17 protein-coding genes are annotated in these 17,693 nt (G+C 60.6%); 6 read left to right on the top strand and 11 right to left on the bottom strand.

Features of this window, described 5'->3' with window-relative positions:
- Positions 1 to 5: 5 nt before the first annotated feature.
- The 3 genes from ACMGG8_RS12295 to ACMGG8_RS12285 form a co-directional block, all read right to left on the bottom strand.
- On the bottom strand, positions 6 to 1,352 hold the full coding sequence (locus tag ACMGG8_RS12295; protein WP_060840569.1) for an ATP-binding protein: 1,347 nt from the start codon (positions 1,350 to 1,352) through the stop codon (positions 6 to 8).
- On the bottom strand, positions 1,349 to 2,026 hold the full coding sequence (locus ACMGG8_RS12290; protein WP_016967571.1) for a response regulator: 678 nt from the start codon (positions 2,024 to 2,026) through the stop codon (positions 1,349 to 1,351). The genes ACMGG8_RS12295 and ACMGG8_RS12290 overlap by 4 nt, the downstream gene beginning before the upstream one ends.
- 119 nt (positions 2,027 to 2,145) lie before the next feature.
- The gene (locus ACMGG8_RS12285) at positions 2,146 to 2,748 is read right to left on the bottom strand and encodes a hypothetical protein (protein ID WP_060840570.1); all 603 of its coding nucleotides are present in this window, start codon (positions 2,746 to 2,748) and stop codon (positions 2,146 to 2,148) included.
- Positions 2,749 to 2,970: 222 nt separating this feature from the next.
- On the opposite strand from ACMGG8_RS12285, the gene ACMGG8_RS12280 reads away from it, so the two are divergent.
- Complete coding sequence (locus tag ACMGG8_RS12280) at positions 2,971 to 3,696, top strand: 4'-phosphopantetheinyl transferase family protein (RefSeq protein ID WP_414159633.1); 726 nt, start codon at positions 2,971 to 2,973, stop codon at positions 3,694 to 3,696.
- Between the two features lie 12 nt (positions 3,697 to 3,708).
- Here the strand turns inward: ACMGG8_RS12280 and ACMGG8_RS12275 are convergent, their stop codons facing one another.
- On the bottom strand, positions 3,709 to 5,319 hold the full coding sequence (locus ACMGG8_RS12275; protein WP_060840572.1) for an ATP-binding protein: 1,611 nt from the start codon (positions 5,317 to 5,319) through the stop codon (positions 3,709 to 3,711).
- Complete coding sequence (locus tag ACMGG8_RS12270; RefSeq protein WP_060844365.1) at positions 5,316 to 6,038, bottom strand: response regulator; 723 nt, start codon at positions 6,036 to 6,038, stop codon at positions 5,316 to 5,318. Before ACMGG8_RS12270 ends, ACMGG8_RS12275 begins: the two co-directional genes overlap by 4 nt.
- A gap of 757 nt (positions 6,039 to 6,795) precedes the next feature.
- Between ACMGG8_RS12270 and ACMGG8_RS12265 the strand changes: the two genes are divergently transcribed.
- Positions 6,796 to 9,687: a ribonucleoside-diphosphate reductase subunit alpha gene (locus ACMGG8_RS12265; RefSeq protein WP_060840574.1), complete on the top strand. Its 2,892-nt coding sequence runs from the start codon at positions 6,796 to 6,798 to the stop codon at positions 9,685 to 9,687.
- A 265-nt stretch (positions 9,688 to 9,952) separates the two neighbouring features.
- Here the strand turns inward: ACMGG8_RS12265 and flgE are convergent, their stop codons facing one another.
- The 6 genes from flgE to ACMGG8_RS12235 all read right to left on the bottom strand — a co-directional run bounded on the left by flgE (position 9,953) and on the right by ACMGG8_RS12235 (position 14,982).
- Complete coding sequence (flgE, locus tag ACMGG8_RS12260; RefSeq protein WP_060840575.1) at positions 9,953 to 11,296, bottom strand: flagellar hook protein FlgE; 1,344 nt, start codon at positions 11,294 to 11,296, stop codon at positions 9,953 to 9,955.
- A gap of 29 nt (positions 11,297 to 11,325) precedes the next feature.
- On the bottom strand, positions 11,326 to 12,057 hold the full coding sequence (flgD, locus tag ACMGG8_RS12255) for a flagellar hook assembly protein FlgD (RefSeq protein ID WP_060840576.1): 732 nt from the start codon (positions 12,055 to 12,057) through the stop codon (positions 11,326 to 11,328).
- A gap of 15 nt (positions 12,058 to 12,072) precedes the next feature.
- Positions 12,073 to 12,516: a flagellar basal body rod protein FlgC gene (flgC, locus tag ACMGG8_RS12250; RefSeq protein WP_011062742.1), complete on the bottom strand. Its 444-nt coding sequence runs from the start codon at positions 12,514 to 12,516 to the stop codon at positions 12,073 to 12,075.
- A gap of 3 nt (positions 12,517 to 12,519) precedes the next feature.
- Positions 12,520 to 12,927 (bottom strand): flagellar basal body rod protein FlgB, encoded by a 408-nt coding sequence (flgB, locus tag ACMGG8_RS12245; RefSeq protein WP_016967562.1) that lies wholly within the window; start codon positions 12,925 to 12,927, stop codon positions 12,520 to 12,522.
- Positions 12,928 to 13,177: 250 nt separating this feature from the next.
- Positions 13,178 to 14,005, bottom strand: a complete 828-nt coding sequence (cheR, locus tag ACMGG8_RS12240) for a protein-glutamate O-methyltransferase CheR (protein ID WP_016967561.1) — start codon at positions 14,003 to 14,005, stop codon at positions 13,178 to 13,180.
- Between the two features lie 44 nt (positions 14,006 to 14,049).
- Positions 14,050 to 14,982: a chemotaxis protein CheV gene (locus tag ACMGG8_RS12235; protein WP_060840577.1), complete on the bottom strand. Its 933-nt coding sequence runs from the start codon at positions 14,980 to 14,982 to the stop codon at positions 14,050 to 14,052.
- A gap of 75 nt (positions 14,983 to 15,057) precedes the next feature.
- On the opposite strand from ACMGG8_RS12235, the gene flgA reads away from it, so the two are divergent.
- From flgA to ACMGG8_RS12215, 4 genes are all read left to right on the top strand, one after another.
- Positions 15,058 to 15,819 carry a flagellar basal body P-ring formation chaperone FlgA gene (gene flgA, locus ACMGG8_RS12230; RefSeq protein WP_060840578.1) on the top strand — a complete coding sequence of 254 codons (762 nt, stop codon included), beginning with the start codon at positions 15,058 to 15,060 and terminating at the stop codon, positions 15,817 to 15,819.
- A gap of 151 nt (positions 15,820 to 15,970) precedes the next feature.
- Complete coding sequence (gene flgM, locus ACMGG8_RS12225; RefSeq protein ID WP_060840579.1) at positions 15,971 to 16,288, top strand: flagellar biosynthesis anti-sigma factor FlgM; 318 nt, start codon at positions 15,971 to 15,973, stop codon at positions 16,286 to 16,288.
- A 48-nt stretch (positions 16,289 to 16,336) separates the two neighbouring features.
- Positions 16,337 to 16,804 carry a flagella synthesis protein FlgN gene (locus ACMGG8_RS12220; RefSeq protein ID WP_060840580.1) on the top strand — a complete coding sequence of 156 codons (468 nt, stop codon included), beginning with the start codon at positions 16,337 to 16,339 and terminating at the stop codon, positions 16,802 to 16,804.
- Positions 16,805 to 16,900: 96 nt separating this feature from the next.
- A complete protein-coding gene (locus ACMGG8_RS12215; protein ID WP_414159632.1) occupies positions 16,901 to 17,647 on the top strand; it encodes a flagellar brake protein in 747 nt (248 codons plus the stop codon).
- The last annotated feature ends 46 nt before the right edge of the window (positions 17,648 to 17,693 follow it).

Genomic DNA, 17,693 nt, shown 5'->3' with positions numbered 1-17,693 from the left:
TACCGCTAGAGGGCCGGGAAGTGAATGCGGAATGCCGCACCGCCCAGGGCCGAGTCCCCCAGGGTCAGCTGCGCGCCGTAACTCTCGATGATGTCCTTGACCACCGCCAGGCCAATGCCCTGCCCCGGGTGCTGGCGATCCAGGCGCTCACCGCGCTGCAGAATCCGCGCCCGCTGATCCGGCGGCACGCCGGGACCGTCGTCCTCCACGCACAACTCAGCGCCGTCGAGGGTTTCGCGCACGCTGATGCGTACCGAGCCCAGGCACAGGCGGTAGGCGTTCTCCAGCAGGTTGCCGAGCAACTCCAGCAAGGCGCCCTGCTCGATCGGCACATAGCAGCGCTCGGGCAAATCGAAAGACACCCGCACCTGCTTGTCGCGATAGACCTTGTCCAGGGTGTCACACAGGCTCTGCAACACCGGCCGCAGACGCACCTGATGGCGTACCAGACCGCTCTTGCGCAGGCTGGCACGCTGCAACTGATAGCTGATCTGCTGGCTCATGCGCTCGATCTGCGCTTGCAGGACCCAGGCCTGCTCCCGATCCTGAGGCCGCTGGGCCATATCCTCGCTCACCCCTTGCAACACCGTCAGCGGGGTTTTCAGGCTGTGGGCCAGGTCATCCAGGGAGTCCCGATAGCGGCTGCGCTGTTCGCGCTCGCTTTGCAGCAGGCGGTTCAAGGAGCCGGTCAGCCGCAACAGCTCCCGTGGGTGTTCCTCGCTCAGGCTCTGGCGGGTGCCGCTTTCGATCTGGTCCAGCTCCTGACTCAGGCGTCGCAGGGCCTGCAAGCCCCAGGTCAGGCCCATCCAGAGCAGCGCCAGAAGCACCAGCAATGCCGCGCCAAATCCCAGATAGAGGTTCTCCCGCACGCCTTCGAGGGTCTGCTGGTACTCGCGCACCGGCTGCAGCGCCACAATACTGAAGGCCGCATTCTTGCCTCCCAGCAGCTTGATCTCGACGTCGTAGACGAAGAACTCCTGGCCATTGGCTTCGCGGATCCTGGCGAACTCGTTGCCACGCCCGTCGTACCGCGGGCGGTAGTTGATGTTCTCTTCCTGGGTGGCCCGGGAGCGCCAGACCAGATGCCCCTCGCGATCGTAGATGTAGCCCAGCAGGCGACTGTCGGCGAGGTTGAAGCGCTCGTCGGGCAACTGTGCGGGCATCTGCAGGCGATTGTTTTCGATCCGCGCCGCCGAAATCAGGGTGGTGACGTCGGAGGCCAGGCGCTGCTCGATGGAGTCCTGCAGCGCCAGGCTGAACGCGCCCTGCATGGCCGGCAGCAACGCCAGCATGAACAGCACCGCCAGGGTGGTGGCGGCCAGCATCAGGCGCAGGCGCAGCGATCGAATCATCGGCAGCGCTCGTTGAACAGGTAGCCCAGCCCACGCACCGTATCGATGGGCTTGAAGCCCGAAGGCGCTTCAAGCTTGCGCCGCAGGCGCCCCACCAGCACCTCGATGACATTCGGATCGCGCTCGTCGTCGTCCGGATACAGTTGCTCCATCAAACGGTCCTTGGCCACCACCTGCTGGTGATGGCGCATCAGGTATTCGAGGATCCGGTATTCATAGGCGGTCAGCGCCAGGGGCTGCTCATCCAGGGACGCCTGTTTGCGGTTCAGGTCCAGCAACAGCGGCCCGGCAACGATGGTCGACTGGGTAAAGCCGCTGGAGCGGCGCAGCAACGCATTGAGCCGCGCATCCAGTTCCTCGAACTGAAAGGGCTTGACCACATAGTCGTCGGCACCGGCGGCCAGGCCTTCGACCTTGTCCTGCCAGTTGCCGCGAGCGGTGAGGATGAGGATCGGAAATGCCTTGCCCCGGGCGCGCAGCTGGCGGATCAGGTCCAGCCCGCCCATGCCGGGCAAGCCCAGGTCGATCACCGCCAGGTCGTGATTGAACTGCTCGGTCTGGTACAACGCCTCCTCGGCGTTGGCCACGGACTCGACCACGTGACCGCTGTCGGTGAGGCGGGTTTGCAAGTGATGACGCAACAGCGCCTCATCTTCGACGACCAGCAACTTCATAACGCTCTCCCAGGCAAAATTCGACATCTCCAGGGGCGCCCCTGCGCCCTGATGATCAATGCACCCGCGCCGGACCATGCCCAAGGCATGGTCCGGCGCGGTTCAGGCCAGGCCGCTTATCAGAAAGCGTAGTTGGCCGACAGATAGGTCTGGGCGCTGCTGGTCAGGCTCAGTGAACCTTGCTTGCTGCCGCCCCGTTCGCTCATCTCGGTCCCGGCATTGCTGCGCAGGTAACGGTAGCCGAGCTCCACCGAGGTGTTCTGTGAAATCTGCTGCAGGACACCGGCCTGCACGCCGACCGCGTAGCCGATGTCACTGTCGCGGCTGAAGCCCGGGGACTCCTGGGTCAGCTTGGTCAGGCCGGCCGTGCCGCCGCCAAAGAGCTTGGTGGTACCGGTCACCGGCAGGAACATATCGTAACTGCCCAGCAGGTTCTGCTGACGCAGTTTAATGCCGTTGTGAGAGCCGGAAACGTAATCGTAAGTGGCGTAGTAGCGGCCCTGGTCGTTCTGTTGCCCCAGGCGCACGCCCCAGGTGTTGTCCTTGCCGATCACGCCATCGGCATTCGGATGACCGAGGTTGCTGTTGAGCTGGCTGGACTTTTTAACCTTGTCGCTGGTCTGGCCGAAGGTCAGGCTGGCGAAGTTGCTGTCAGCGGCTTGAACGGCGGCGCTGGCGCCGAGCACGGTAAAGGCGAGGATCAGTTTTTTCAATGAAGTCATAGGAAGTTTCCTTTGCGCTATTGGCTTTTTGGGTGCCGGGCCAGAGTAACCAGCCAGCCCTGAACTCCCCCTGAACACCTCCTTAACCTCGCCTGAACCAGAGCCACATGATTGTTTTTACCGGCGTTTAACCCCAACAAGCTTCCCGTACGGAGCGCCACCCCCTCGCGGGGCAGCACGCAGCGCTACCCTCGAACCCGTCAACCCGGCAAACTAGCGGCCATGAATGCACTCCCCTCTCTCCCCCTCTGCTGCACCCCTCCGGAGGCCTCCTGGCCCTTGCCGGAAGCCTTGCCCCACACCCGCTGGCTGAGCACCCGGTTCGACCCCGGGCAACTGACTGCGGACGATTTCCAGCGCAGCGGCATTCCCGTACCGCCCAGCATCCAGCGCTCAGTAGCCAAGCGCCAGGCGGAATTTCTCGCCGGGCGCCTGTGCGCCCGGGAGGCCCTGCGCCAACTGCAACAACTGGACTGGGTGCCGCCGATCGGCGCCGACCGGGCACCGGTCTGGCCGGAACATATCTGTGGCTCGATCACCCACAGCACCGGCCGGGCGGCCGCCATCGTCGCCGACAAGCAGCACTGGCGAGCCCTGGGCATGGATCTGGAAAAGCTCCTCGGCGAGGAACGTGCAGCCAATCTGGCCGGGCAGATCCTCACCCCGGCGGAGCTGCTGCGTCGCGACCGCTTGCCGGCCGAGCAGCACGCCCTGGCCGTGACCCTGACCTTCTCGATCAAGGAAAGCCTGTACAAGGCCCTGTATCCGCTGGTGCAGAAAAGCTTCTATTTCGAACATGCCGAAGTGCTGGAGTGGTCGCCAGCGGGCCAGGTGCGCATGCGCCTGCTCACCGACCTGTCCGAGGAATGGCACCACGGCCGCGAACTGCTGGGTCAGTTCGTCGTCGAGGCAGGCCAGTTGCTGAGCCTGATCGCGATCAAACCCTGAACACGCGCATCCTCAACGGGGCTCCTGATGCCGCGGCCAGCTCAAGCTGAAGCAGGCGCCCCCGAGACTGTTGCTCTTGCTGATCAGCGCCCGACCGTCGTGCCAGTGAATGATCCGCCGCACAATGGACAGGCCCAGTCCATGCCCACCGGAAGCCCGGGTCCGACTGTCGTCCAGACGCAGGAACGGCGTGAAGATTTTTTCCCAGGCACTTTCCGGTACACCGGGCCCGTCATCCTCCACATCCACCCGACAGCGCAACTGGCCCACCTGATAACTGACGGTCACCTGGGAGTGCGCGTGGCGCATGGCGTTGCTCACCAGATTCTGCAGCGCCCGGTGCAGATAACGCGGCTCGGCCTCGACCCAGGCGCCATCGCACTCGACCGCAGACAGGCACAGGCCGCGATGGACCTTGAGATTGGCCCGCAACGGCGCCAGCTCGTCGATCACCTGATTGATCAGGGCATCGAGGTCGATGCGCTGGAAGTTCAGGGCCGGCGAGCCCTGCTCCAGGCGGGCATAGGTGAGCATCTCGTCCACCAGCCGATCGAGGTCCTGAATATCGTTGTCCATGCCGTCCAGGTACTTTTGCCGAGCCTGGTCGGTGCTCGCCGAGGCGATCATCTCCAGGCCAAAACGCAGGCGCGCCACCGGGGTACGCAATTCGTGGGACACCGCCCGCACCAGTTCACGCTGGATCGCCAGCAGCCGTTGCAGGTGTTCGGCCATGCCATTGAAGGCGGCCGCCAGACGCCCCACCGAATCCGCGCCCCGGGCCGGCACCCGGGTTTCCAGGCTGCCCTTGGCAATCCGCGTGGCCGCCGACTCCAGGCCGCTGAGGCGGCGCTCCAACTGGCGCACCAACAGGTAGACGATCAACCCGATCAGGCTCAGCCCGAGCACGGCAATCAACACCAGCCATTGCGGCGGATAAGGGTTCATCTGGTACAGGGGACCGATTTCCAGCACCCAGGGCGTGCCCACCAGACCGGCGAAGACCCGGATCGAGTCACCGCCCTTGCCCAGGGCCATCACCGTATCGCCCTCGGCCACCCGACGGCGCTGGTCCTCATCCATATCCGCGGCATCCAGGGTCGCCAGGTGCATGTCGAAGCCAAACCCCTTGGCCTGCTTGAGCGCCGCCAGACGCTGTGGCTGCTCGGCCACCGGGTAGCGCACCAGTTCGTCCGCCAGCAGGTAGATGGTGGCCCGGGCCAGTTGTTCGCTGATCTGCTGCACCTCGGCACTGAGCAGCAACTGCTCCCGCTCGCTGACCAGGCGGTAGACCCGGGCCGCGAAGGGGCCGGTCTGCTCCACCAGCGCCTGCCCGCGCAGCACCCGGCCACGCTGGCTGCTGTCCAGATCGGTCTGACTGAAGGTCTTCAGGCTCAGGGGAATGCCCAGCAAGCGCTGCCACACCAGCAAGGCCCGGCGACGCTCGATCTCGCTCATCGGCTGCAGATTGTCCGCCATCAGCGAGAAGGTGCCGTGGGCCAAGCGTTCGCGGTATTGCTCGCTGCGCACTTCGTTGAGCAGGTGCAAGGCCAGCACCCCCAGCAGCGCCACCAGAATCAGCGCGGCACACATGCCGCCATAGATACGCAGGAAGATCGAGTTCACAAGGGCATGTCGGCGGCGGCTTCGGGGACGAACAGATAACCCTTGCTGCGAATGGTCTTGATCAGCCGCGGGTGCTCCGGGTCATCGCCGATCTTGGGACGGATGCGCGAGATGCGCACGTCGATGGAGCGGTCCTGGCCGTCATAACCAATCCCCCGCAGGGCATTGAAGATTTCCTCGCGGGACAGAATCCGCCCGGCATTCACCACCAGCAGCCACAGCAGATCGAATTCGGCGCTGGTCAACTCGATTCCCACGTCGCTCAGCCAGGCTTCGCGCAGGGCGCTGTCCACCACCAAGGGCCCGAAGCGCAGGCGCCGGCTTTTCTCCGGGGCGGGCTCGGGCGTCTCGCTGCGCCGCAGCAGCGCCTGGATCCTGGCCAGCAACAGGCGGGGACGCACGGGCTTGCACACGTAGTCATCGGCCCCCAGGTCCAGCCCCATGACCTGATCCATATCATCGGTGCGGGCGGTGAGCATGAGGATCGGCCCATCGTAGCGATCCCGGACCTTGCGGCAGATGCTCAGGCCGTCCTCGCCGGGCAGCATCAGGTCGAGGATCACCAGGTCCGGCTGCTCGGCGATGATCCTGTCGGCAGCCAGGGCGCCATTGCCTTCGATCGCCACCTGCAGACCGTTGCTCTCCAGATATTCACGGGTCAACTCAGCCAGACGCTGGTCATCCTCGACAATCAGTACCTGCCAGGCTTCTTGCTCCACGCTCGACCTCTTTATTGCCAGCACTCATTGGACACAAGGCACCCGTCTTTTTGTCATGAAAAAGGCGGATAACCTGTCGTGGAAAACGCAGTCGTCGCTGCATGGACCGCGGCGGATTGTAGCAACCGGCATGCGCCCCCACACAAGCGACTAAAACGACTCGGTCGGGGCGATTTTTTGTGATAGGGTTCGCGCCCGCAAAAATCCGCCCAAGGCAATTTTCAGGGATAAAAAACAGTGACGGACGGTTGCATGCACTGGGACTGCGGGCTGCATGAGTTTTACCCCAGTCCATACACAATTTACGCACAACCTTATCCACAGGCAGTACGTTGCAATCAGTCCCCCAAACGCATTATCTTGTAGCCCGGCGGCTAAAAATCCCTATATCTAGGGTTTTACACAAAAAACCAAACACAATTCAGACGAGAAACTCAAGCCCTTTTCTTGCCCCGTTTGGTGGAACCAATCGCTGTTTCAAAAGACCAACACCGCGCGTGCGGATGGCATCGTTTTCCACCCTGTCCAGGAGAAAGCGGTACGGGTGTTGCAGCCACAATACTGTCACCCACCAGGAATAAGGTGCCGAGCCACTGGCTCGACGCCCAAGACTTCGGCATGGAAGCGGCGCCCATAGCCCCCTTCCTGAACTGTCCCGAAGTCGTTATGCCCGGCCTCTGCCGGTTGTAGTGCTTCAGGACGGAACGGTGGGCACCTCATTGGTGCCCAAACAAACATAGAGAACGTGGAGACACCCATGCAAACCGACACAACTCGCGAGAACCCGCAGGCCAATGCGCCGCAGGCCGCCGATTCCAACCTGGATCTGTCTGCTACCGCCCCTGGCCAATTGCGCGTGATCAAGCGTAACGGCACTGTCGTTGCCTACACCGACGACAAGATCACCGTCGCTATCACCAAAGCGTTCCTCGCAGTTGAAGGCGGCACCGCCGCTGCCTCGTCGCGAATCCACGACACCGTGGCGCGCCTGACCGAGCAGGTCACCGCAACCTTCAAGCGTCGCATGCCTTCGGGCGGCACCATCCACATCGAAGAGATCCAGGATCAGGTCGAACTGGCCCTGATGCGTGCCGGCGAACAGAAAGTGGCCCGCGACTACGTGATCTACCGCGATTCCCGCGCCAAGGAACGCGCCACCCGCTCCAGCAGCGAAGCGCCGGTACAGGCCCACCCATCGATCCGCATCACTCGCGCCGATGGCAGCCTCGCGCCCCTGGACATGGGCCGCCTGAACACCATCGTCAGCGAAGCTTGCGAAGGCCTGGAAGAGGTCGACGGCGACCTGATCCAGCGCGAAACCCTGAAGAACCTCTACGACGGCGTAGCCCTGAAGGACGTCAACACCGCTCTGGTGATGACCGCTCGCACCCTGGTGGAGCGCGAGCCGAACTACTCGTTCGTCACCGCCCGCCTGCTGATGGACACCCTGCGTGCCGAAGGCCTGGGCTTCCTCGAAGTCGCCGAAAGCGCCACCCACCACGAAATGGCCGACCTGTACGCCAAGGCACTGCCGGCCTACGTCGCCAAGGGTATCGAGTTCGAACTGCTGAACCCGGTCCTGGCCGAATTCGACCTGGAAAAACTCGGCAAGGCGATCAACCACGAACGCGACCAGCAGTTCACCTACCTGGGCCTGCAAACCCTGTACGACCGCTACTTCATCCACAAGGATGGCGTGCGTTTCGAACTGCCGCAGATCTTCTTCATGCGCGTGGCCATGGGCCTGGCGATCGAAGAGAAACAGCGCGAAGACCGCGCCATCGAGTTCTACAACCTGTTGTCGTCCTTCGACTACATGGCTTCGACTCCGACCCTGTTCAACGCCGGCACCCTGCGTCCACAGCTGTCGAGCTGCTACCTGACCACCGTTCCGGACGACCTGTCGGGCATCTACGGCGCCATCCACGACAACGCCATGCTGTCGAAATTCGCCGGCGGCCTGGGCAACGACTGGACGCCGGTGCGGGCGCTGGGTTCCTACATCAAGGGCACCAACGGCAAATCCCAGGGCGTCGTGCCTTTCCTGAAAGTGGTCAACGACACCGCCGTCGCCGTGAACCAGGGTGGCAAGCGCAAGGGCGCTGTCTGTGCCTACCTGGAAACCTGGCACATGGACATTGAAGAGTTCATCGAGCTGCGCAAGAACACCGGTGATGATCGTCGTCGTACCCACGACATGAACACCGCCAACTGGATCCCCGACCTGTTCATGAAGCGCGTCTTCGATGACGGCAAGTGGACCCTGTTCTCGCCATCGGAAGTGCCGGATCTGCACGACCTGACCGGCAAGGCCTTCGAAGAGCGCTACGAGTACTACGAAGCCCTGACCGAATACAACAAGATCAAGCTGTTCAAGACCGTCCAGGCCAAAGACCTGTGGCGCAAGATGCTGTCCATGCTGTTCGAAACCGGCCACCCATGGCTGACCTTCAAGGACCCATGCAACCTGCGCAGCCCGCAACAGCACGTGGGCGTGGTCCACAGTTCGAACCTGTGCACCGAGATCACCTTGAACACCAACAAGGACGAGATCGCGGTCTGCAACCTGGGCTCGATCAACCTGCCGAACCACATCAAGGACGGCAAACTCGACACCGCCAAGCTGCAACGCACCGTGAACACCGCCGTGCGCATGCTCGACAACGTGATCGACATCAACTACTACTCGGTGCCGCAAGCGAAGAACTCCAACTTCAAGCACCGCCCAGTAGGCCTGGGCATCATGGGCTTCCAGGACGCTTTGTACCTGCAGCACATCGCCTACGGTTCCGACGCGGCCGTCGAGTTCGCCGACAAGTCCATGGAAGCGGTCAGCTACTACGCGATCCAGGCTTCCTGCGACCTGGCCGATGAGCGCGGCGCCTACGAGACCTTCCAGGGCTCGCTGTGGTCCAAGGGCATCCTGCCGCTGGACTCGCAACAGATCCTGATCGAGGCCCGTGGCCAGAAGTACATCGATGTGGACCTCAACGAAACCCTGGACTGGGCGCCGGTACGTGCCCGCGTGCAGAAAGGCATTCGTAACTCCAACATCATGGCCATCGCACCGACCGCGACCATCGCCAACATCACCGGCGTATCGCAATCGATCGAGCCGACTTATCAGAACCTGTATGTGAAGTCGAACCTGTCGGGCGAATTCACCGTGATCAACCCGTACCTGGTACGCGATCTGAAAGCTCGCGGCCTGTGGGACTCGGTGATGATCAACGACCTGAAGTACTACGACGGTTCGGTACAACAGATCGAGCGCATCCCGCAGGAGCTCAAGGAGCTCTATGCGACCGCCTTCGAAGTGGAAACCAAGTGGATCGTCGACGCCGCCAGCCGTCGCCAGAAGTGGATCGACCAGGCTCAGTCGCTGAACCTGTACATCGCCGGTGCTTCGGGCAAGAAACTCGACGTGACCTACCGCATGGCTTGGTACCGTGGCCTGAAAACCACTTACTACCTCCGCGCCCTGGCCGCCACCAGCACCGAGAAGTCGACCATCAACACCGGCAAGCTGAACGCTGTTTCCAGCGGCGGCAACCACGGTGACGACTCGGTCCTGGCCGCTCCTGCCGGTCCTGCTCCAGTGCCGAAGGCTTGCGCCATCGACGAGCCGGATTGCGAAGCTTGCCAATAAGCTGAGCTGACAGGTGCCTGCGGGCACCTGCCACAACCCCCGATAGACCTCCGGTTTATCGGGGGTTTTCTTTTGCCCGCAACACAGCTGCAGGTGCCAGCTTGCCAGCGAACAGCTCCGAAGCCTTGCACTGCTTCAGAGAGCGCCTTCGCTGACAAGCCAGCCCCTACGGTAGAGGCTCCTGCAGGGTAAACAGCGCCATCGAACAGGCACAAAAAAGCCCCTCAAGGAGGGGCTTTTCGTACAGCGTGTCAGCCAACCCGCATCAGGTCATCTGGATGATGGTCTGCATGATGGTGCTCTGGGTGGAGATGGTCTTGGCGTTCGCCTGATAGTTGCTCTGAGCCTTGATCAGGTTCACCAGTTCGTTGGTCAGGTTGACGTTGGACTCTTCCAGGGAGTTGGACACTACCGCGCCCAGGGTTCCGGTCTTCGGTGCGTCATAACCTGGAATACCCGACGAGTAGGTTTCTTTCCACTGGGTGCCGCCTACCGGCTGCAGGCCTTGCTCGTTGGTGAAGCTGGCCAGGGAGATCTGGCCGATCGGCTTGGTCTGCTCGTTGCTGAAGTTGGCCAGCATGACGCCGGTGCCGTCGATGGTCAGGCTGGAGATCTGGCCAGTGGAGTAACCGTTCTGCGCGATCACCGAGCGGTTGGTATCGCCGAATACCGAACCGGTCTTGGTCATATCGATCTTCACGCCGCCCGGCGCAGGCGCTGCACCATTGGGAACGAAGACACCGTTGACCACATCACCCGGAGTCCAGGCGGTCATGGCGATATTGTTGCCATTGACGGTGAACTGGCTGACGGCCGGTGCAGCAGGCGGCGTCAGGGTCTGCAGCTTGCCCGAGGAGTCAAACTTGATAGTGATCGGCGCCTGGTTGGCCATGGTGAAAGCCGTACCATCCGGGTTGCGACCATCGATCAGGGTGTAGGTCTGCCATTCGTTAGGGTTCTGCGTCTTGATCATGTACTGATCCATGACGTGCTTGTTGCCCTGGGTGTCATACACCGGGGTACTGAACTGCTTGGTGTAGGTGGTGTTCTTGGTCGGATCGAACACATAAGCCGGAGCCGGCGCCACCGGGTTGACGTTGATCGGATCGGCGTCGGAGTTCAGGTTGATGGTCGAGGAGATCGAGTCGGTTGGCTTGGGCGCCAGGTTCGAGGTGTCGATCCGCAGGTCGGTCAACACACCGTTGATGATCTTGCCATTGGCATCCACGGCATAGCCTTGCAGACGCGCAGTGCCATCACTGTTGGTGATGAAGCCATCCTTGTCGGTCTTGAAGGTACCGGCACGGGTGTAGGTCAGGGAGCCGTTGGTGCTCAGCACGAAGAAGCCCTGGCCCTGGATACCCATGTCCAGCACGTTGCCGGTGTTGTTGATGTCACCGTTGGTGAACTGCTGGGAAACGTTGGCCAGGCGCACGCCGTTACCAATCACCTGGGTGCCGCTGCCCAGCTTGGTGGCCGAGTAAACGTCGGCAAACTCCGCGCGGGAGGACTTGAAGCCGGTGGTGGCGACGTTGGCGATGTTGTTGCCGGTAACGTCCAGCTGTTTGTTGGCAGCGTAGAGACCGCTAAGGCCGATATTGAAAGACATATTCCACTCCTTGTGCCGGTTAGTCGGCTCTAGATACCAATGGTTTGTACTTTGGACAGGCCAATCGGGCTGGTCATGCCGGCAAGGTTCAACATCAACTCGCCGCCGGTCTGGCTGATAGTCACACTGTTGACCGTCGCCGGCAGGTAGGTGATCAGATCAGTACCCTTGCCATCGATGGTGGTGCTGGCCTTGAAGCTGTAGCTGCCCGGATCCGCCTTGGTGCCGTCCGTCTTGGTGCCATCCCAGACGAAGCTGGCGCTGCCGGCCTTCTGGCTGCCCATGTCGATGGTCTTGACGGTGTTGCCGTTCTTATCGGTGACGGTCACGGTGACCGAACTGACGCTGGATGGCACGGTGACCGAGCCGGTCATGCTCTTGCTGGTGTCAACCTGGGTAGTGCCGGTCTGCACGATCACCGAACGGCCCACCAGGGACGAAGCCTGCAGCGCCTGGGAAGACTTGTAGTTGCCCGTGATCGAGTTCACCGAGCTATTGAGGGTGGTAATCCCTTCCAGGGTGGAGAACTGCGCCAACTGGGCAACGAACGCACTGTTGTCCTGAGGATCCAGCGGGTTCTGGTTGTTCAGTTGGGTCACCAGCAGCTTGAGGAACGCATCCTTGCCCAGGGACTGCTTGCCAGTGGTGCTGTTGGTAGCGGCCGCCAGGCCGTCGGCACTGGTAGTGGTCGTGGTTTTTTTTGACGAGTTGGCCAATACGTCCTTGAGGGACGGGCCGCTGGTGGTGTCAGTAACGCTCATTGGCTTCGCCCCTTATCACTGACCGAGGGTCAGGACCTTCTGCATCATGGTTTTGGCGGTGTTCATCATTTCAGCGTTGGTCTGGAACGAGCGGCTGGCGGAAATCATGTCGGCCATTTCCTCCACCACGTTGACGTTGGGGTAGTAGACATAACCCTTGGCGTCGGCGGCCGGATGGTTCGGTTCGTAGCGAGCTTCCAGATTGCTCTGGTCTTCCACCACGCCCAGCACCTGCACGCCCTGGCCGGCGGCGTCCTGGTTCTGGAACAGCGAATCGCTGCCACCGCTCTGGGCACCCTGGAACATGGTGGCGAATACTGGATGACGCGCGCGATAGGTCTGGTCGATGCTCGACGACACGCTCTCGGCGTTGGCGATGTTACTGGCGACGGTGTTCAGACGCGTGGTCTGAGCGCTCATGCCACTACCGGCAATATTGAAAACACTGGCGAGGGACATGGATTACTCTCCGCGCAGGGCTGCTACCAGCCCTTTGAATTTGCTGTTGAGCAGCGTGAAGCTGGCCTGGAAGTCCACCGAGTTCTGCGCATAGCTCGATTGCTCCAGCTGGGCGTCCACGGTGTTCTGGTCGATCGAAGGCTGCATCGGGGTCCGATACAGCAGCGACTCGTCGCCACTGCTCAGGCCCTGGGCTTCGATGTGCCGGGTGTTGGTCATGTTCAACGCGAAGGTGCCGTTCTTGACCTTTTCGTTCTGCTCGGCGAGCACGGCGGAAAAGTCCAGATCCCGAGCCTTGTAGTTCGGGGTGTCGGCGTTGGCGATGTTGTTGGCCAGCACTTCGGCGCGCTTGGCGCGAAAGCCAAGAGCCTGTTCGTGGATACCGAGCGCTTTATCGAAGCTGATGCTCATGTCGGAAACCTTTGGGTGACCTGATTTTTCGTAATCTGGCTTTAGCAAGCTACGTGCCAAGTCCTTAAGCCCCGTAAATCAAGGCTTTGCCGACAGCGGCAAGACGGCAATGCCAGAAAAGCGGCAATGGCCTTCCGCGAATCGCCGGCAAAGCGGCAAGCGCCCTGCCGCATTTGCCACTGTTTGCAAGAAACTGACGCGCACAAAAAAGGAGGCCTGATGGCCTCCTTTTCGCTGCTGCAACTGTTGATCACTTCGCCTGGTAGATGATCCCCGGGCTGCATTGCACCATCTGGTAATGGTCCGGCAGGCCATTGAGCGCTTCGGAAGCCCCCAGAAACAGATAACCGCCAGGTTTCAGAGTGCTGTGAATGCGCATCAGGATGTCCTTCTTGACCTCGGCCGAGAAGTAGATCAGCACATTGCGGCAAAACACGACATCGAACTTGCCCAGACTGGCATAGCTGTCCAGCAGGTTGAACGAGCGAAACTCCACTCGACTCTTGATCGGCGCCTTGACCACCCAGCGTCCCGGCCCCTTGGGGTCGAAATAACGCTGCAGACGCTCGGCAGAAAGCCCGCGCCCAATTGCCAGGCTGTCATATTCGCCGGTCTTGCAGTTGTTGAGCATGGTTCCAGACAGGTCGGTGGCAACGATCTGCACCCCCATCTTCAACTGGCCCATGTTGCTGCGCTCGAACTCATCGATGGACATCGACAACGAATAGGGTTCCTGCCCCGACGAGCAAGCCGCCGACCAGATCCGCAAACGCTGGTTGGGGCTGGCCTTGATCGCTTCGGGAAGCACCTTGTTCTTCAATACTTCGAAGGGATAGGTGTCACGAAACCACAAGGTTTCGTTGGTCGTCATCGCGTCTACCACCATCTCGCGCAATCCGCTGCGAGGCTGGGTCTGAATCCGCTGAACCAGCTCACCCAAGGTTTTGAGACCTTGCTGCTCCATCAGTTTGTTGAGACGGCTCGAGACGAGATATTGCTTATTTTCCCCGAGCAAAATACCACAGGCTTTTTCCAGGAAGACCCGGAACTGTTCAAAATCCAAATTACCCGTAGACAATGCTGCCGCCTCTTAAATCTTATGTCCGCCAGGGGCTGATGCCCTCAGCTGTGGTCTGCTGCTTTGATCCGGTCAACTACCCGGGAAGCCAGGTCATCAGGACGGAACTTGGCAAGGAAGTCATCGGCACCGACCTTCTTCACCATCGCCTGATTGAACACCCCTGACAACGAAGTATGCAGGATGATATGCAGCTTTTGCATGCGTGGATCATTACGTATCTCGGCCGTGAGGGTGTAGCCGTCCATTTCGGGCATCTCGATGTCGGAAATCATCATGAGGAATTCCTCTTCCGGCTTCTTGCCCTCATCCACCAGCTTGCGCAAGTAGTCCAACGCTTGTCGCCCATCGTTCAAGGCCACCACCTCGACACCTACGGTCTGCAGGCAGCGAGTCACCTGTTTGCGCGCCACCGATGAGTCATCAACGGTCAGCACCCGCAGGGAAACAGCCTTGTGTTGGGTCTCGACATCCACCACGCCCACCGAAATGGACTCCGAGGTAGGAGCGACTTCCGCCAGCACCTTCTCGACGTCAATGATCTCGACTAACTGATTGTCCACCCGAGTGACTGCCGTGAGGTAATGGTCACGGCCAGTCCCCTTGGGCGGCGGATGGATTTCTTCCCAGTTCATATTGACGATGCGTTCCACCGAGCGCACCAGAAACCCTTGGGTCTTGGTGTTGTACTCAGTGATGATGACGAACGGATTGCTCTGATCCTGCAACCCGCCAGCACCGGTGGCCATTGCCAGATCCAGGATCGGAATGGTTGCCCCTCGTATATTCGCGACACCGCACACCACAGGATTGGATTTGGGCATCAGGGTCAGCTTGGGGCATTGCAGCACCTCGCGAACCTTGAACACGTTGATCCCGTAGAGCTGCTCACCGTCCAGACGGAACAGCAGCAGTTCCAGGCGATTCTGCCCAACCAATTGCGTGCGCTGGTTTACCGAATCCATTACACCAGCCATGCCCAGACTCCCCGAAGCTTTAAGATCCGACGCACGCTCATTGCTAAACGGCACGGCGCTTGCTTTTTAACTGTTATGAACGCCAAAACGACATTTTTCCGACGCCTGACATCCCCCTACCGCACATTGCTCTGCGGGCTGTCGGCGTTGTGTATCTTAAACCCTGGCGGCCCTGCCGTTGCTGATTCGGTCACCCTGCCTGATCTACTTATCGGCGTCACTCAAGGGTTTCTTGAATTCACGGTAGAAGACTACCTGGCTACCAGTCAAACGGAAGGACGCTACGAAATTCAGGTCAACCAGCTGGATCCCCGTATGCGCATGCCGGCGTGCGACAAGGAATTGACAGCGAGCCTGGAAAGTCCTGCCCAGCCACTGGGCAGGGTCACGGTCAAGGTACGCTGCGAAGGCAGCTCGCCCTGGACCGTGTTCGTCCCGGCCCAGGTCAAACTGTTCCGCGAGGTGGTCACCAGTTCACGACCACTCAAACGCGCCGGCATCATCGAGCCCGAAGACGTTGTGCTGCGCGAGCGGGACATCAGCCTGAGCAATCAGGGCTACCTGACCTCGGTAGACCAGGCCATTGGTCAGAAACTTGTCCGACCAATGGTCGCCGACCAACTTGTTACCCTGGGTCATCTGGAACAGGCAGAGGTGGTGCGCAAAGGCGATCACGTAGTGATCTCGGCACGCAGCGGCACCCTGAATGTACGAATGCCGGGAGAAGCACTGTCTAACGGCGGTATGAGCGAGCAGATTCGGGTCAAGAACCTGAATTCGCAACGAGTGATCAAGGCTCGTGTCACCGCCCCTGGACAGGTGGAAGTTGCCATGTAGATAACTGGCGCTCGACTCGCTCGTTCCCTAAACTGTGGCCAATCAGAGGTCGCAGATACCTGCGTTGGCTTATCGACAATCGAGCCTAAAGTTTTTCAGGGTATGGCCGAAAACATGGCAAGCGTCCAAATACCCAGAGGTTTTCTTCATCATGGTCATCGACTTCAGCCGTTTAAACAGCTCCCCTTTACTGACAGGCAGTACGCGTACCGGCACCAGCAAGGAAACCGGCGATGCCGGCAAGTCCGTGCCGCTGGCAACTGCAGCCGAGACCAGCAAAAGCGGGGAATCGGTACACCTCAGCAATGAGGCTCAACAGTTGCAGAAAATCACCGACAAGCTGCGCGATCAGCCTGCTGTCGACAAGGCCCGAGTGGCCGAGTTGAAGCAAGCCATTGCCGATGGCAGCTACAAGGTCGACAGCAACCGTGTAGCCAGCAAACTGCTCAACTTCGAAGCCCAGCGCTAGCCCCAGGCTTGCGCCAGGCTTTTGGACGCTTAATCCCCAAGGCCAGCCATGCACGACACGAATCTACTGCAACTGATCAACGACGACCTTGCTCCAGCGCAACAACTGCTGGAACTGCTCAGAGCCGAATCCGTAGCCCTGCACGGCCGTGACATGCCGCTGCTGGAGGATATTCTGGCGCAGAAACAGGCCCTGGTCATTTTGCTGGAACAGCATGGCCGCAAACGCACAGAGATCCTCGCCAGCCTTAACCTGCCGACCAATCGTGCCGGTCTTGAACAACTGGCCAGTCACTCGAGCGTGGGCGATCAACTGCTTGAGCAGGGCAGCCGACTGACCCAACTGCTCGCCGACTGCCAGGCCACCAACGAGCTCAATGGCCGCTCGATCCAGATTCAGCAGGCCAGCACTGCCAACCAGTTGAAAATTCTCAACGGCGGCGAACCCCCAGCCCTTTATGACGCCCGCGGCTCCACCTCTATGCTTGCGAAGCCCCGCCCACTCAGTCAGGCTTAAACCCCAAAAATGAGCGCGCGCTACCAAGCCGTGAAACATGCTGGCAGAATGCCAGCTCCTGCGTGTAGTTGTATTTTGTCTGGAGATTGATGAACCGTGTTCAACGCCTCAAACGCGGAAGATGCTCCGCAGCCACCCAAGGTGTTCACCACTGCGTTGGAAATTTCCTCCAACCTGCGGTTGCTGCAAGAGAGCCACGACCCGCTGATCATCACTTTCCATGAGCGCAGCCAGCGTTTCCAGAGCTATCTGGTGGAAGTGGACCGCGACAGCAACATGATTGCTCTCGATGAAATGATTCCCCGCGACGGCGAGCGCTTCCTGCTGGCAGGCGAACCGTTTCGTGTTGAAGGCTTTCATGAAGGCGTGCGCATCGCCTGGGAAAGCAATGGCACGCCAACCCTGGACGAGTCCAATGGCGGCCGCTGCTACCGCACCACCTTGCCGGACGAAGTGGTCTACCATCAGCGCCGCAACGCTTTCCGTGCCGCACTCAAATTGGCGCAGTTGGTGGATATCGAACTGAGCGGCGAAAAACTCAAGTCCCCGTTGACCGGCAAGCTGCTGGATATCTCTGCCACCGGCTGCAAACTGCGCTTCGAAGGCGATATTTCCTCGCGCCTGCAACTGGGCCAGGTCTACGAACGTTTTATCGCCGCCCTGCCCTTCGGCAGCATGACTGCCCCGGTCGAGCTGCGCTATCTGCACCACGAAGAACGCATCGACACCACGTTTGCCGGCGTGCGCTTTCATAACATGAGCGGCCTGGTCCAGCGCCAGGTAGAGCGCTTCGTCTATCAGTTGCAGCGTGAAGCACGGCGCTTCGACAAAGACGACCTCTGATTCAGCAGACACCATTGAAAACGGGCAGAGCCTTGCGGCGACTGCC

The organism is Pseudomonas sp. BNK-45 (assembly GCF_047456255.1).
Taxonomy (GTDB): domain Bacteria; phylum Pseudomonadota; class Gammaproteobacteria; order Pseudomonadales; family Pseudomonadaceae; genus Aquipseudomonas.
The sequence above is the reverse complement of the archived record's forward strand: the minus strand, read 5'-3'. Positions and strand labels throughout refer to the sequence as shown.